At 64.2% G+C, this 15,468-nt stretch carries 12 protein-coding genes; 7 read left to right on the top strand and 5 right to left on the bottom strand.

Annotation, left to right across the window (positions count from 1 at the left end; translation table 11 throughout):
* The first annotated feature begins 194 nt into the window (after positions 1-194).
* Positions 195-665 carry a MaoC family dehydratase gene (locus tag GQA94_RS09090; RefSeq protein ID WP_158187708.1) on the top strand — a complete coding sequence of 157 codons (471 nt, stop codon included), beginning with the start codon at positions 195-197 and terminating at the stop codon, positions 663-665.
* A gap of 136 nt (positions 666-801) precedes the next feature.
* Here the strand turns inward: GQA94_RS09090 and ccoM are convergent, their stop codons facing one another.
* The 4 genes from ccoM to GQA94_RS09080 form a co-directional block, all read right to left on the bottom strand.
* On the bottom strand, positions 802-912 hold the full coding sequence (gene ccoM / locus GQA94_RS23580; RefSeq protein ID WP_336508011.1) for a cytochrome c oxidase subunit CcoM: 111 nt from the start codon (positions 910-912) through the stop codon (positions 802-804).
* A 230-nt stretch (positions 913-1,142) separates the two neighbouring features.
* Positions 1,143-1,304 carry a hypothetical protein gene (locus GQA94_RS23240; protein ID WP_199270115.1) on the bottom strand — a complete coding sequence of 54 codons (162 nt, stop codon included), beginning with the start codon at positions 1,302-1,304 and terminating at the stop codon, positions 1,143-1,145.
* On the bottom strand, positions 1,301-1,888 hold the full coding sequence (locus GQA94_RS09085; RefSeq protein ID WP_233270231.1) for an alpha-ketoglutarate-dependent dioxygenase AlkB family protein: 588 nt from the start codon (positions 1,886-1,888) through the stop codon (positions 1,301-1,303). Before GQA94_RS09085 ends, GQA94_RS23240 begins: the two co-directional genes overlap by 4 nt.
* Positions 1,889-1,919: 31 nt before the next feature.
* Complete coding sequence (locus GQA94_RS09080) at positions 1,920-2,219, bottom strand: aspartate-semialdehyde dehydrogenase (protein ID WP_158187706.1); 300 nt, start codon at positions 2,217-2,219, stop codon at positions 1,920-1,922.
* A 184-nt stretch (positions 2,220-2,403) separates the two neighbouring features.
* Between GQA94_RS09080 and rapA the strand changes: the two genes are divergently transcribed.
* Positions 2,404-5,253: an RNA polymerase-associated protein RapA gene (rapA, locus tag GQA94_RS09075; protein ID WP_158187705.1), complete on the top strand. Its 2,850-nt coding sequence runs from the start codon at positions 2,404-2,406 to the stop codon at positions 5,251-5,253.
* Positions 5,254-5,358: 105 nt separating this feature from the next.
* On the opposite strand, the gene GQA94_RS09070 is transcribed toward rapA, so the two are convergent.
* Positions 5,359-9,786: a DEAD/DEAH box helicase gene (locus GQA94_RS09070; protein ID WP_158187704.1), complete on the bottom strand. Its 4,428-nt coding sequence runs from the start codon at positions 9,784-9,786 to the stop codon at positions 5,359-5,361.
* Between the two features lie 122 nt (positions 9,787-9,908).
* Here GQA94_RS09070 and GQA94_RS09065 point away from each other — a divergent pair, with 122 nt between their 5' ends.
* The 5 genes from GQA94_RS09065 (at position 9,909) to GQA94_RS09045 (ending at position 15,193) form a co-directional block, all read left to right on the top strand.
* The gene (locus tag GQA94_RS09065; RefSeq protein ID WP_158187703.1) at positions 9,909-10,220 is read left to right on the top strand and encodes a hypothetical protein; all 312 of its coding nucleotides are present in this window, start codon (positions 9,909-9,911) and stop codon (positions 10,218-10,220) included.
* Between the two features lie 29 nt (positions 10,221-10,249).
* A complete protein-coding gene (locus GQA94_RS09060; protein ID WP_158187702.1) occupies positions 10,250-10,945 on the top strand; it encodes an SDR family oxidoreductase in 696 nt (231 codons plus the stop codon).
* 230 nt (positions 10,946-11,175) lie between these two features.
* The gene (gene egtB, locus GQA94_RS09055) at positions 11,176-12,471 is read left to right on the top strand and encodes an ergothioneine biosynthesis protein EgtB (protein ID WP_158187701.1); all 1,296 of its coding nucleotides are present in this window, start codon (positions 11,176-11,178) and stop codon (positions 12,469-12,471) included.
* Positions 12,472-12,473: 2 nt separating this feature from the next.
* A complete protein-coding gene (gene egtD, locus GQA94_RS09050) occupies positions 12,474-13,439 on the top strand; it encodes an L-histidine N(alpha)-methyltransferase (RefSeq protein WP_158187700.1) in 966 nt (321 codons plus the stop codon).
* Positions 13,436-15,193 (top strand): S8/S53 family peptidase, encoded by a 1,758-nt coding sequence (locus GQA94_RS09045; RefSeq protein WP_158187699.1) that lies wholly within the window; start codon positions 13,436-13,438, stop codon positions 15,191-15,193. The genes egtD and GQA94_RS09045 overlap by 4 nt, the downstream gene beginning before the upstream one ends.
* Positions 15,194-15,468 lie beyond the last annotated feature (275 nt).

Raw genomic sequence — 15,468 nt, 5'->3', positions numbered from 1 at the left:
CGCAATAGGCCGACGACATAAATCAGCGACGTGAATCTCGACCCACGCAGCAAAGCCAGCACCAGCCGGGACAACCCGCCCACGGCGCTCTAGAATGCAGCCACGAATGCGACCCACCGAAGTCGCCCCTCACCATCTGCTGCCGCGCTTCGCAGCAGCTTCCTTTCGCTTGTTACCGCACCAGAGGTTTTTGCATGAGCACCTTGAGCAACACGCCTTACTCCGCCTTGGAAGTCGGCCAGACCGCACACTTCGAAAAATCCGTCGAGGAACGGGACATCCAGCTGTTCGCGGCGATGTCGGGCGACCGCAATCCGGTCCACCTCGACGCGGAGTTCGCCGCTGGGACACCGTTCAAGGAGCGCATCGCTCACGGCATGTTCAGCGGCGCACTGATCAGTGCGGCGGTTGCCTGCACCTTGCCGGGGCCGGGAACCATCTACCTGGGCCAGACGATGACGTTCACCCGCCCGGTAAAGCTGGGCGACACACTCACCGTGCGCCTGGAGATTCTTGAAAAACTGCCGAAGAACCGTGTACGCATCGCGACTCGGGTCTTCAACCAGAACGACGAGCTGGTGGTAGACGGCGAAGCTGAAGTGCTGGCGCCGCGACGGGCGGAAACCGTCGAGCTGAAAGAGTTGCCGACGATCACCATCGGCTGATGACGTCATGCCGGAACACCGAGGGTGCTCCGGCAACGACCGAGCGGCGCAGGCGCCGCGAAGCATCGAAAACAGGCAAAAAAAAGGCGACCGAAGTCGCCTAAATGCCTTGCGTGCTCTGTGTTATCCGGCTGGGTTACTGCTTTTTCTTTGCGTCCCGCCAGATGAAAAATCCGAAACCTGCGAAGAAGGCGACCATTAGGCCGACCGTGATAACCCCTGCGAGTACCACATTATCGACGAACATGATTTCTGCCTCCTGAGCCGTTGTGCTGTCCGATGGCTGCATAGTCGCCCTCCCCTTGAAATCAATAATTGATCGACGTCAATAGGCACGAAGCCTGCGTGAACAGGCGCCGCTGGAACTGATCTGGATCAAGAAATGGGGTGCCGGAAGGGAACTAGCAGAAGGACGGCTAAAGATACGGCGTATCGAGGCGCCGCAAGGCATGGGACGATCCCGCGATTGGCAACCTGTCAGCGCTTCTTTGATTTGGACGTCGATTTTTTCTTCGGTTTGGCCAGCGGCAAGGCTTGTTCGAAAGCCTGACGCATTTCGACAAGACGCTTTTCCTTGATGTCATGGATACGCTTGTCACGTTCAGCGCTGAAGTCGATCAGCTTTACTTCGTTACTCATAAGGCTGGCTCGCGAGTGATGTAGCGGAATGTCAGGTTGATGCGCGGTTCGGACACCTTGCGGGTCCTGGCGATCTGGTGCTGCCAATAATGCTGTGTCGGGCCGCTCATGACCAGCAGTGACCCGTGTTCGAGCAGGATCGAATGCGCGATACGACTGGCTCCCTTGCGACGGAAATCGAAGCGCCGCGCGGCGCCGAGGCTGAGCGACACCACCAGCGGTTCCGGCCCCAGTTCCGGCTCGTCGTCGCTGTGCCAGCCTATCGCGTCCTGGCCGTCGCGATAAAGGTTGAGCAACACACCGTTCATCTTTTGCTCGACCTGCCGCTGTACCTGATCGCGAACGTCGGCCAGCAACGATGTCCAGGGCAACGGCTCGTGGACCAGGCCGGAGTACCGAAGATGCGCATCGACGTCACCGTACCAGGCGACCTGCCGCGGTACGACGAAGCTACGACCGTAGAGCCTGATCGACGGCCGCGACCATGGCGTCTCGTTCAACAGCGTCCGTAGCCATCGGTCGGCGGTATCCTTGTCGATCCACTGTTCGATATAGCGCAGCTCGGCCTGCGCAAGGACGTTCATCGGGTCGCCGATTCGGCCGACTGGGCGCACGTCATACCTCGACATCCACCCATAGCCCCTGGCGTGGCAATGCCTCGAGCGCATCCTGGTCCTCGGCGGCGGTATCGCCATCAGCCAGTTGCTGGGGACTGTAGCCGCGACGGCGCTGCCGTCTTCGCTGTTCATCGCGCAGCATCTGCTCGGCTTCCTGCGGATGACGCCGCTCGAGACTCACCGCGCTTTCGTTGGCACTCGACTGCACCGGCGTGATGGGCGCGATTTCAGGGCGCGACTTGGCCACATCCTGCTGGGCATTGACCTGAACGACACCTGGCGCAACGACTGGCAGCATCTTCTCTCTCCGGTTTGCGGCGCGCTCGCACCGCCCTTGGCGCCGGCTGCGACTGATCGGATGAACTGCTGACGATCTTAGCAGCAACGCTACACTGCAAAGCGTTATTGAATCGGCATCTATCGTCGCTCTATCGGCAGGGTTCCGTTACCATAGCGCGCTTTTTTCACAGGCGGGAGGCAGCATGGCGCAGCAGTATCTACCGGGGCAACGCTGGATCAGCGACAGCGAAGCGGAACTCGGTCTGGGAACCATCCTCATGCAAGACGGACGGATGCTCACCGTGCTCTACCCCGCGACGGGGGAAACCCGCCAGTACGCCGCACGCAGCGCCCCGCTGACGCGCGTGCGCTTCGTCCCGGGTGACGAGGTCACGCACTTCGAAGGCTGGAAGATGACCGTGCGCGAAATCGACGACGTCGATGGCCTGCTCGTCTATCACGGTCTGACCGCGCACAACGAAGCCCGCACCCTGCCGGAAACCCAACTGTCGAACTTTATCCAGTTTCGCCTCGCCAGCGATCGCCTGTTCGCCGGCCAGATCGACCCGCTGAACTGGTTCAAGCTGCGTTATCACACGCTGGAAAACCAGAGCAAGCAACTGACCTCCTCACTGTGGGGACTGGGTGGCGTGCGTGCGCAACCCATCGCGCATCAGTTGCACATCGCCCGTGAAGTCGCCGACCGCATCGCTCCGCGCGTGCTGCTGGCCGACGAAGTGGGGCTGGGCAAAACCATCGAAGCCGGTCTGGTCATCCATCGCCAACTGCTGTCGGGACGTGCCAAGCGTGTGCTGATCCTGGTCCCGGAAAACCTCCAGCATCAATGGCTGGTGGAAATGCGCCGCCGCTTCAATCTGCAGGTCGCGCTGTTCGATGACGAGCGTTTCATCGAAAGCGATGCCAGCAACCCGTTCGAGGATACGCAACTGGCCCTGGTCTCGCTGGACTGGCTGAAGGACGACGAGCGCGCGCAGGACGCCGCCTTCGCCGCCGGCTGGGACCTGCTGGTGGTGGACGAAGCGCATCATCTGGTCTGGCACCCTGAGAACGCGAGCGCCGAGTACAAGTTGGTCGAGCAACTGGCTGAAGTGATCCCCGGTGTGCTGCTGCTCACCGCCACCCCGGAACAACTGGGCCAGGAAAGCCATTTCGCGCGCCTGCGCCTGCTCGACCCGAACCGCTTCCATGACCTGGAGGCCTTCCGTGCGGAGAGCGCCAGCTACCAACCGGTCGCCCGCGCCGTTCAGGAGCTGCTGGACGAGGGGCGACTGTCCAGCGAAGCGCACCAGACCATCCACGATTTCCTTGGCGCCGAAGGCGAAGCGCTGCTGGCTGCCGCAACCGACGGCGATATCGAGGCCAGCAGCCGGCTGATTCGCGAGCTGCTCGATCGCCACGGCACCGGCCGCCTGCTGTTCCGCAACACCCGCGCCGCCGTGCGAGGGTTCCCGGAGCGCCAGCTGCATCCCTATCCCCTGCCGTGCCCCGCCGAATATCTGGAGCTGCCGTTGGGCGAGCACGCCGAGCTGTATCCCGAGGTCAGCTTCCAGAGCCAGCAGGAAGAACCCGACGCGCAGAACCGCTGGTGGAGTTTCGATCCGCGTGTCGAATGGCTGATCGACACCCTGAAGATGCTGAAGAAATTCAAGGTACTGGTCATCTGCGCTCACGCCGAAACCGCGCTGGACCTCGAAGACGCCCTGCGGGTGCGCTCCGGCATTCCTGCGACCGTGTTCCATGAAGGCATGAGCATTCTCGAGCGCGACCGCGCGGCAGCCTACTTCGCCGATGAAGAGTTCGGCGCGCAGGTGTTGATCTGCTCCGAGATCGGCAGCGAAGGCCGCAACTTCCAGTTTGCCCATCATCTGGTGCTGTTCGACCTGCCGTCGCATCCGGACCTGCTGGAGCAGCGCATCGGCCGTCTCGACCGGATCGGCCAGGCGCACGTCATCCAGTTGCACGTGCCCTATCTGGAAACCAGTCCGCAGGAACGCCTGTTCAAGTGGTATCACGACGCACTGAATGCCTTCCTCAACACCTGCCCCACCGGCAACGCCCTGCAACACCAGTTCGGGCCGCGCCTGCTGGTCCAACTGGAAGAAGGCGACGACGATGAGTTCCAGCAACTCATCGACGAAGCCCGCGCCGAGCGTGAGCGACTGGAAGCGGAGTTGCATGCCGGGCGCGACCGCCTGCTCGAGCTCAACTCCGGCGGCGGCGAACAAGGCAAGGCGTTGGTCGAGGCCATCGAAGAGCAGGACGACCAGTTTGCACTGCCGATCTATATGGAAGAGCTGTTCGACGCGTTCGGCATCGATAGCGAGGACCACTCAGAGAACGCACTGATTCTGCGTCCCAGCGAGAAGATGCTCGATGCCAGCTTCCCGCTGGGCGACGACGAAGCCGTGACCATCACCTATGACCGCGAGCAGGCGCTGGCGCGTGAAGACATGCAGTTCCTGACCTGGGAGCACCCGATGGTCCAGGGCGGGATGGACCTGGTGTTGTCCGGTTCCATGGGCAACACCGCGGTGGCGTTGATCAAGAACAAGGCGCTCAAGCCCGGCACCGTCCTGCTGGAACTCTTGTTCGTCAGTGAAGTGGTGGCGCCGCGTGCGCTGCAACTCAATCGCTTCCTGCCGCCGCTGGCGTTGCGCTGCCTGCTGGACTCGAACGGAAACGACCTGGCGCCGAAAGTCGCCTTCGAGACCCTGACCGACCAGTTGGAAAGCGTTCCGCGTGCCAGCGCCAACAAGTTCATCCAGGCCCAGCGTGATGTGCTGGCGGTGCAGATATCCGATGCCGAGGCCAAGATCGCCCCGCGTCATAGCGAGCGAGTCGCCGAGGCGCAGCGCCGCTTGAAAGCCAGTCTCGACGAGGAACTGGCGCGCCTGACCGCGCTGCAGGCGGTCAATCCGAGCGTACGCGACAGCGAGATCGACGCCCTGCGCAAGCAGCGCGAAGAAGGTCTGGGGATGCTGGATAAGGCCGCACTTCGCCTGGAGGCGATTCGCGTGCTGGTTGCCGGCTGATCGTTCGACGGTCCTGAGCCAGCGGAGCATCGCCCCGGGGGCGGGCCTCCTACCAAGCGGTCATGAGGCTCGTCGGCGAGCCCGTTTCGCCCCGGGGCGGGCCGCCTACGCAGGCGCTCGGTGTCGCGCCACCGCCAGCAACTGCCGCGCCTTGCGCTGGTCGTCTTCGTTCAGCTCGGCCAGCAGTTCAGGCCTGCCGGCAACCAGTAATCCCAGCGCTACCCCGTCGCGGTAGAGGATGCGATTGCCTGCGACCGCCGGCACGCGCTCGCCGGGGAGCAGCGTGCCCACCTGATTCAGCGGATCGACCGCCGAGACCGCAATCATTTCCCCTGACGGTGGCCGCTTGCGCATTTCACGCAGCAGGCCGACCGCATCCGCCAACGCAAATTGCTCACCCGGCACGCCGGCGACGAAGCGGCCGCCCCGGATCTCTCCGCGCGCCTCGAGCCGATGGTAAACCCGCAGCAGATCACGCCATGGCGGCAGCCAGTCCGCTTCGCGATCCAGCAACCGCCAGAACACCACGCCGTACCGGCGCAACAGCACCCGGGCGATGTGCTCGAGCATCTCCGGGTCGAACGACCGGCGCAGCGGAGTGGGAGCGACGGGCGCGGCCGGTGCCTTGCGTACCAGGGCCCAGCGTCCCGCATCGGCCATGCCGCCGATGAAGGCACCACCACGGGTCTGGCGCGGGCTGCGTGAGCGCTTGGCCGCTGGCGCCAACAACGCGCGCAGACCAGCGAAGCTATCGGCGTTGACCAGCCCTACCGCGACCAGCTCGCCGAGCGCATCCTCCAGTTCGCTGCGCAACAGATGAGCGTCGTGCTGCAATTCATCGAAGAACAAGGCGCCATGCGCCTGCAGCGTCTCGAACACCCGCTGCGCACGTGCCGTCAGCTCTGGCAGGGGGGCGTCGTTGGCCAGTGCGTACCAGGCATAGAGATGGCGGCGCGGCAACAAGACGATGGGCGTGCCGCGCACCGGACCGCTGCTGGCCTTGGTTCGCCCGGCCAGCCGCGTCCAGACGATGCGCCCGGAGCGGCACACTTCGTCCAGCCAGGGACCGCCGTAGTCTTTCAGTCGCGCCGGCAGCAGGTCGGTTTCCCACGCCCCCGCCGCAGCCTGGAAACCTTCAAGCTGCTCGATCACAGGGCCGAGCGCATCACGCCCCTGCATCCGTGTCGTTTCGGAAAGATGCTGCCAATCGAACAGAAATCGCATAAAGTCGGCACGCTCCACCGGCTCGATTTCACGGCGCAGACGCTTGACCGTGTAGCGGTGTATGCGCGCCAGCAGGTGCCGTTCGCACCATTGTTCTTCGACCGCACCAGGGCTGAAGTGGCCGCGCAGCACATAGCCCTCCGCCTCGAGCCGCGTCAGGGCCTGCGCGACCGCAGACGCCGGCAAGGCCAGCGGTCGGGCGATCAGCGGGACCGGCAGCGGGCCGAAGGCGGTCAGGCGCGCCCTGATCAATTCGGTCAGGGCCGCATCCTCCGACAGCGTCTCGTCGAAGCCCGGCAGCAGGGGCAGCGCAGGTTCGTAGCGGGCACCGGGGTAGATGGCCTGGAGCAGAGTCAGACGCTCCACCGGAAACCAGAGCGCGCGGTCCCGTGCGGCCTGCACGCGTGTCGCACGACCGCCGGCGGCCAGCTCGCCAAGCCAGGCGGGCCACGCGTCCTGACGCAGCGCTTCGCCTTCGGCGATGCAGCCCAGGCCAATCAAGGCTTCGTGCAGCTCATCGGCGCTGCGCGCCTGCGGCCAGGCTTGCTCATGTACCGCCTCGATGGCCGCGACGTCCAGTGCGCCGAGATCGTCGCTGGATTCGGGGTCCGTCCAGCGCCGATTGAGCACCGCCTGGGTGCGTCGCTCTTCCAACGGCGCGTCGTCGAGGAAGGCGTAAGGGCGCGCGCCCAGCACTTCCATCGCCAGCGGCGACGGTGACGGCAAATCACGGGCGAGCAGCTCGATTTCCCCGTTTTCGATACGTCTCAACAGCGCCAACCAGCCCTCGCAGTCCATGGCTTCGTGAAGGCAGTCCTCCAGCGTCTGCGCGACCAGCGGATGATCGGGAATCTCACGCTCGCCGACGATGTTTTCCAGGCATGCCACCTGATCCGGAAAAACGCTGGCGAGCAGGTCCTCGCTTTTCATCCGCTGCAATTGCGGCGCTACCTTGCGCCCTCCGACCATGCGTGGCAGCGCCAGTGCGGTGGTTGCATTCCAGCGCCAGCGCACCCCGAATAATGGCGCGTCGAGCAGAGCCTGGATCAGCACACCCTCGGCACTGCTGGAGTGCAGGTAACGCCAGACCTCGTCGAGCGGGAAACTGTGGCTGGTCGACAGCGAGAAAATGATCGCGTCCTCGGTCGCGGCTGCTTGCAGTTCGAAATTGAAGGTGCGGCAGAAGCGCTTGCGCAGCGCCAGACCCCAGGCACGGTTGATCCGGCTGCCAAACGGCGAATGGATGACCAGTTGGGTGCCGCCCGATTCATCGAAGAAGCGTTCCATGATCAACCGCTGCTGGGTAGGCAACGCGCCCAGGGCCGAGCGCGCGCGCGCCAGATACTCGACGACCTGCCGAGCCGCGGCGTCCGGCAGGCCGAGGGTCTCGGTCAGCCAGCCGGTCGCTGGCGTCAGATCGATCGTACGCGCCGCCTCGGTCCCGGTATCAAACCCATTGCCCGCTTCCCCGCCCGGCTCGGACGACCCACTCGCCCTCTTGGCGAGAGCGCTGGGGTGAGGGGCGGTAGCGGCCAGCCGCTCATCGATCTCCCCGCGAAGCCTGGCGACCGCGGCAGACAATTCATCGCTGCGTCCGGGCGCTTCGCCCAGCCAGAACGGGATATTCGGGGGTTGGCCCCGTGCGTCTTCGACCCGGACTCGGCCAGCCTCGATCCGGATGATGCGATACGCCGTATTGCCCAGTTGGAAGACGTCGCCGGCCAGACTTTCCACGGCGAAATCCTCATTCACCGTGCCGATGTTGAAGCCCTGCGGTTCGAGCAGCACCGCGTAGTCGGCGTTGTCTGCAATGGTCCCGCCAGAAGTCAATGCAGTCATTCGACTGCCGCGTCGCCCCCTCAGGCTACGGTTGACCACATCGCGGTGCAGATTAGCGCCTCGCGCGCCGTGTCGAGTGGTGTAGCCCTCGGCAAGCATCGCCAACAGCGCCTGGTAGCGCTCTCCGCTGAGCGTCGCGTAGGGCGAGGCCCGCCTGATCAGCGCCAGCAGCTCGGTTTCGTGCCACTCGCGGCATGACACCTCGGCGATGATCTGCTGGGCCAGCACATCCAGCGGCGCGTGCGGAACGACCAAAGTATCCAGCTCACCGCGCCGCACGCTGTCGAGCAAGGCGGCGCACTCGATCAGGTCGTCGCGCGAAGTGGGGAACAAGCGCCCTTTCGAGACACCGCCGACCTGGTGTCCTGCGCGACCGACGCGTTGCACAAACGCGGCGATCGAGCGTGGCGAACCGAGCTGACAGACCAGCTCGACGTCGCCGATATCGATGCCCAGTTCCAGCGAGGCCGTGGCCACCAGCACACGCAGTTCGCCGCGTTTGAGCCGTTGCTCGGCATCCAGCCGCTGTTCGCGCGCCAGACTGCCATGGTGCGCGGCCACCACGGCGTTGCCGAGGCGCTCGCTCAGATGCCGCGCGGCGCGCTCGGCCATTCGCCGGGTGTTGACGAAAATCAGCGTGGTCCGATGTTCGCCGGCCAATGCCGCCAGCCGGTCGTAAACTTGCGCCCATACGTCATTGCTCATCACCGCCTCAAGCGGAACCGGTGGGACTTCCAGCGCCAGGTCCCGGGCCCTGCCGTGGCCGATATCGACGATCTCGCACCCTCGCCCATTGCCGGTCAGGAACGCTGCCACCGCATCGATCGGCTTCTGTGTCGCCGACAGGCCAACGCGCACCAAGGCACGCCCGCAGAGGGCTTCGAGCCGCTCCAGTGACAAGGCGAGATGACTGCCACGTTTGTTACCGGCAACTGCATGGATCTCGTCGACGATCACACTGCGCACGCTCGCCAGCATGCGACGGCCAGACTCGGAACCCAGCAGCACGTAGAAGGATTCCGGCGTGGTCACCAGGATATGTGGGACTCGCTTGCGCATGGCCGCGCGCTCGGCTTGCGGGGTATCGCCGGTGCGCACCGCGGTCCGAATCTGCAGGGAGGGCAAGCCGAGGCGTTGCAGCTCGGCGCAGATACCCGCCAGCGGTTGCTCCAGATTCGCATGGATATCATTGGACAGCGCCTTGAGCGGCGAGATGTAGAGCACCGTCGTTTCGTCCGGCAGGCCGCCCTCTGCCAGGCCTTGCTGGACGAGTTGGTCCAGTGCGGCGAGAAAGGCCGTCAGCGTCTTGCCCGAGCCGGTGGGCGCCGCGACCAGAGTCGACTGGCCGGAACGGATGAGCGGCCAGGCGCGGGCCTGGGCGGGCGTCGGCGAAGGAAAGCTGCGACTGAACCAGCCGGCTACCGCTGGGTGAAAAGCGACCAGTGCGTCGTGAACGGGGCTGTGATTCATCGCCTGAATATGCTGGCGCGGCGGCTCCACTGCAAGGGCGCGCGACCGCAGCCCGTCGCATGCCTGGAAACGGCGGCCGGTGCGCGAGGTCCATCGCACACAGCCTGACGACGGAGCCGATCATGAAAAACCAACCACTGACGCTCGATGATGCCATGGAGCTGGTCTCCGAGGCCTTTCTCCCATGCGGCTGCGTGACCAGCGCCAACCCGGACGAAGACAGCTTCGGCTTTACCGTGATGTCCGGCAATGGCATCGAGTTATTGCAGGTCCCCCGCGTGGGTCGGGACGAATACAGCAACCCGCAGCACCTGGGCAGCGTCATCGAGCAGGCGCGGCTGGATGTCGAGGACAAGGATCAACGCCTCGAACCCTGGACCATGCCGGCGCTGGCCGACGACACCGGCATTCCGGAAACCCCGCCGAACTACTGACCCTGTAACCGCACCCGAGCGAGGACCCGATGAACGATTCGGTACTTTTGATCACCGGAGCTTCCTCCGGTATCGGCGCGGCCACGGCCCGTCTTGCCGCCGAGGCCGGCTACCGCGTGGCGCTGGCGGCACGCTCCGAACATAAGCTCATCCAACTGGTGAGCGAACTCGGCGGACCCGAACGAGCGCTGGCGATCCGCTGCGACGTCAAGGAGTACGCCGACCAGCGTGCCATGGTGCAGCGCGTGCTGGATCGTTTCGGCCAGCTCGATGCGGTCTACGCCAACGCCGGGATGCCTGGCAGCGACGGCGGCTTCAGCGGTGCCGACCCGGAGGTCTGGCGCGAGATGTTGCTGACCAACGTGTATGGCGTCGGATTGACGCTGCGCTGCAGCATCGAAGCGCTGAAGGCCAGTCGCGGCCACTTGTTGCTGACAGGCTCGGCTGCCGGCCGCTTCGTCATTCCCGGATCGATGTACAGCGCCAGCAAATGGGCGGTGACCGGCATGGGCCTGAGCGTACGCGAGGAACTGCGCGGCACTGGCGTGCGGGTCACCCTGATCGAACCGGGCATGGTAGACACGCCATTGTTCGACAAGCCGCCCGCCTACGCGCTGCAGCCGGAGGATATCGGGCGGGCGGTAGTCTATGCGCTTTCGCAGCCCCGGCACGTGGACGTCAACGAGATGCTTATCCGCCCAACCCCGCCAATCGAATCCCCCTAGCCAGGCGGGTCGGCCACGGTCCCGATCCGTCTCGCCAGCGAGCCACCCGACACGGCGCCTTTCGCAAACCCGCTCTGGCTGCTTTCATCACAGGGGCATTCACGCGTCGGCCAGAGGCTCTGGTGCCCGCATCGGCAGAAACTTTTACGCCTCGCTTCGGGTCGCTATGAGAGGCGGTTTTCGGCCGTTGCCGGCATCGAATATCCGAGTATCGAACAAGGGAGACGCCCATGGGCAACCCGGCAGAACAGCCAAAACAGCATCCGGCACTGGCCGAGCTGGATTATCTGTTGCAGCGTTTCCGGCAGGTGCGCGCCACCAGCGAGGCGATCTGCGCGCCGCTGCAGGTCGAGGACTATGTCATTCAGAGCATGCCCGATGTCAGCCCACCGAAATGGCATCTGGCGCACGTCAGCTGGTTCTTCGAAGCGTTTGTGCTCAAACCCTATCTCGCGCGTTACAAGCCGCTCGATCCGATCTACGATCACCTGTTCAACTCCTACTACGAAACCCATGGCGCCCCGTTTCCGCGGGCCCAGCGAGGATTGATCTCACGGCCCGGCGTGGATGACGTCTACCGCTTTCGCCAGCATGTCGACCGCGCCATGGAAGAGCTGCTTGCCAATCCCCCGCAGCAGCACGCCGGAGAAATCCTGCGACGGGTCGAACTGGGCCTGCAGCATGAACAGCAGCATCAGGAATTGCTGCTGATGGACATCAAGCACATTCTGGCGCAGAACCCGTGTTCCCCGGTCTACCGCAACGACCTGAAACCGGTGCCGGCACTGCATAACGACCGCCTGCGCTGGCATGACTACAGCGCGGGCGTGCGCCATATCGGCCACGTCGGCAACGGTTTCGCCTTTGACTGCGAGACGCCACGGCATCGCCAGTTCGTCGAAGACTTCCAGCTCGCCGACCGCCTGGTCAGTAACCGGGAGTACTTGTCGTTCATCGTGGACGGCGGATACGCGCGCAGCGAACTCTGGCTATCCGATGGCTGGGCGCAGATTCAGCAAAGCGGCTGGCATTGCCCGCTGTATTGGCAGCGGCTGGACGACGCCTGGCATGAATTCACGCTGGGAGGGCTGCGTCCGCTCGATCTCGAAGCGCCGGTGTGCCATATCAGCTTCTACGAGGCGGATGCCTACGCGCGCTGGGCCGGGGCCCGGTTGCCCACCGAAGCCGAGTGGGAGGTCGCCGCAATGGACCAACCGCTGCGCGGCAACTTTCTCGAAAGCGATCATCTGCAGCCGGTCGCGGCGAGCGCGCCCCATGACGGGCCGGCGCAGCTGTTCGGCGATGTCTGGGAGTGGACCGCCAGCGCGTACCGGCCCTACCCCGGCTTCCACCCGCTCGAAGGCAGCCTGGGCGAGTACAACGGCAAGTTCATGTCCGGTCAGATGGTCTTGCGCGGCGGTGGCTGCGCCACGCCGGAAGCTCACATCCGTGCCACCTATCGCAATTTTTTCCAGCCGGCCATGCGCTGGCAGTTTGCCGGGCTGCGCCTGGCCAGGGAGCTATGAAAATGGCACTAGCCGTGCATTTCCATGACCAGACCCGGCAACCCCACGAGGCGTCTTTGCGCGACGAAACGCTGGCCGGCTTCGGCGCCACGCCGAAACGCATTTCCCCCAAGTTCTTCTACGACCGGCGCGGCTCGGAACTGTTCGAGCAGATCTGCGTGCAACCGGAGTACTACCTGACCCGCACCGAAGAGCGCATTCTCGCCGATGCTGCGAACGACATCCGCGAAATCGCCGGCCCGCAGACCGACCTGATCGAACTGGGCAGCGGCGCCAGTCGCAAGGTACGGTTGTTGCTCGAGGGGTTGCGCCCGGTCAGCTATCTGGGCATCGATATCTCCGAAGACTTCCTGCTCACCAGCACCCAACGGCTGGCGGCGGACTATCCCTGGCTGGAGGTTCATGCCGCCTGCGCCGACTTCTCCGACGAGCTGACACTGCCCGACAACTTCACCCTTCATCACCCGCTGGTGTTCTTTCCGGGCTCGAGCATCGGCAACTTCACGCCGCTGCAAGCGCGCAAATTGCTTGGACACCTGCATGAAATTCTTCCGCCCGGCGGCGGCGTGTTGGTAGGCGTCGACCTGGTCAAGGACCGCACCCTGCTCGAAGCCGCTTATAACGACCGCGCACATGTCACGGCAGCGTTCAATCTCAACCTGTTGCAGCGCATCCGCCAGGAACTGGATAGCGACATCGATCCATCACGTTTCGCCCACCGCGCCTTCTTCAACGAAGTCGATTCGCGCATCGAAATGCACCTGGTCAGCCGCGAGGCGCAGGATGTGACCATCGAAGGCCAGCGCTTTCACTTCGATGCCGGCGAAACGCTGCACACCGAAAACTCCTACAAGTACACGCTTGAATCCTTCTCCCATCTCGCCAGCAGCGCCGGCTTTGACTGCAGCGGTCAATGGACGGACAGCAGCGAACTGTTCAGCGTGCATTACCTGCAACGTCGACAATGAGGGTCGCAAGCCTTTGCCTGCCAATCGCCATCGTGCTGGGCGCAGTGCATGGCAACCCGGCGAAGGCCGAGTCCGCTCCGCTACGCATCAAGGATCTGCAGCGCTGCGGCGACCTCCTTGCCACCGAGCAGGTCACGTTCTGCCTGCGCAGCACGGGGCTCGGCGACGGCGAGGCCCGGCTGATGCTCGGCGGCAAGCCGATCGAAACCTCCACGCTGGGCAACGGCAGGCTGCGCCTGTCGCTGCGCACGTCGGAGCATCGAAGCGGCCCGCTCTGGCTTGAACAGGGCGAACGCCAGAGCAACCCGGTGTGGCTGACGTTTAACGGCAGCCATGTGCTGGCCGCAGGTCCCGATGACGTGACGAAAAACATGGACGGGCTGAACACCTACCTGAATCTGGTCAGCCTGATCATCGAGGAAAGCCACGACGGCCTGGACGAGTCGCGCCGCCTGGCCAGCAAGTACGGAGCCGAAGTCGTTGGCGCCATCGCTCCGCTCAACACCTATCAGCTGCGACTGCCGGTGAATGACCTGACCGAGCGCGACGCCATGGTGCTACGCCTGGGCAACGAGGTGAGCGTCGACGCCGTGGTGGTCGAGGAATCCGGGCCCGAGCAGCCGGTCGAGCAAGACACGGGCGACAAGCCTCGAAACAGCGAATGGGTCGCCAACCGTTTTCTCGACGCAGTGGACTATTACCTGCATCGCCTGCCGTCCGGAAACGCCCCGCTCAAAACGCATCCGGTGCGCATCGGCATCATCGAACGCAACCTCGACTTCGACGCACCCGAGTTCGCCCACTACGTGGGCCGTTGCGACCCACGGTCATCGCGAACCTGCGTCTACGCCCGGGACGCCGACGTGCCGACCGAGCACGGCACCACGGTCACCGGCATCCTCGCCGCGCGCAGCCCGGAACCCAACGACAGCGGCTTTCTCAGCGCACTGGAGCCGGCCAGCGTCGGTTTCGAGATCATCGTCGAGCGCAACTCCGACGCCGGCATCACCGCCAACGTCGCCGCCTCGGTCAATCTGGTGCAGGACGGCGCACGCGTACTGAACTGGAGTTGGGGCATTCACCGCGTCGGCGCGCGGGACATCGAAGGTGAAGAAGTCGATTCGCTGATTCGTTCCGGCGTCGCCATGAGCGGCTATGAGGAATTGCTCGAGGAATTCTTCCTCTGGCTGCGCCGCGAGCATCCTGATGTGCTCGTCGTTAACTCTGCCGGTAATGGCTCGGCCCGCTCCGGCCAGGACGATTACCGCCTGCCGTCCTCGTTCATCACCGAGCAATTGCTGGTCGTCGGCGGCCACCAGCGCAACGGCGAGCGCGACGTTCCCGTCGAGCATCCGGAATATGTCACCAAGCGGCCTTCGTCGAACGTCGACATGCGTGTCGACATCACCGCCTCGGCCTGCACCCGTGCCGCGACGCTGAAGGCCGGCAAGCGTGGCGACGTGCACTGCGGCACCTCCTATGCCACGCCCATGGTGACCGGCATTGTCGCCGCGATGCTGTCGATCAACCCGGAGCTTGCACCTGATCAACTGCGCGAGCTGCTACGCCGCAGCGCATTGACCATCGGCCGCGACAAGGATTTCGAGCCCGCAGAGGCCGACGACCTGACCGCTCCGATCCTGCCGTCCGAGCGCAGCTATCAGTTGGACAACCAGGACATTGGCCGCTCGGCCCGCCTGGACATGCGCAAGGCCCTGGAGCTGACCGCCGAAAGCCTGAAGCACGTGCGCTGACCTCATCAGCACGCCGGCAAGGGTCCCTCAGCCGTCGGCATGCGAATCGCCGCGGCCTTGGCCACTTGCCTTTTCCTATCCGTTGATTCGCTTCGCTCGTCAGGCCGGGCGGCTCGCGCTCGACATATCTGGCAATAAACAATTACCGCCGGTCGCTGCGTAGCAACTAACAGGCGAAACGGTAGTTGCCGGCGTCAAATATTCCTCCAATTAATCAAAAATTATAAAATATAAGTAATATCAATAACTTACGATCATCTATAAGCGATAGCTCA

Origin of the sequence: Stutzerimonas stutzeri (assembly GCF_009789555.1) — a bacterium.
Classification (GTDB): Bacteria; Pseudomonadota; Gammaproteobacteria; order Pseudomonadales; family Pseudomonadaceae; genus Stutzerimonas; species Stutzerimonas stutzeri_R.
Note: the sequence above shows the minus strand (reverse complement) of the source record. Positions and strands in the feature narration are given on the sequence as shown.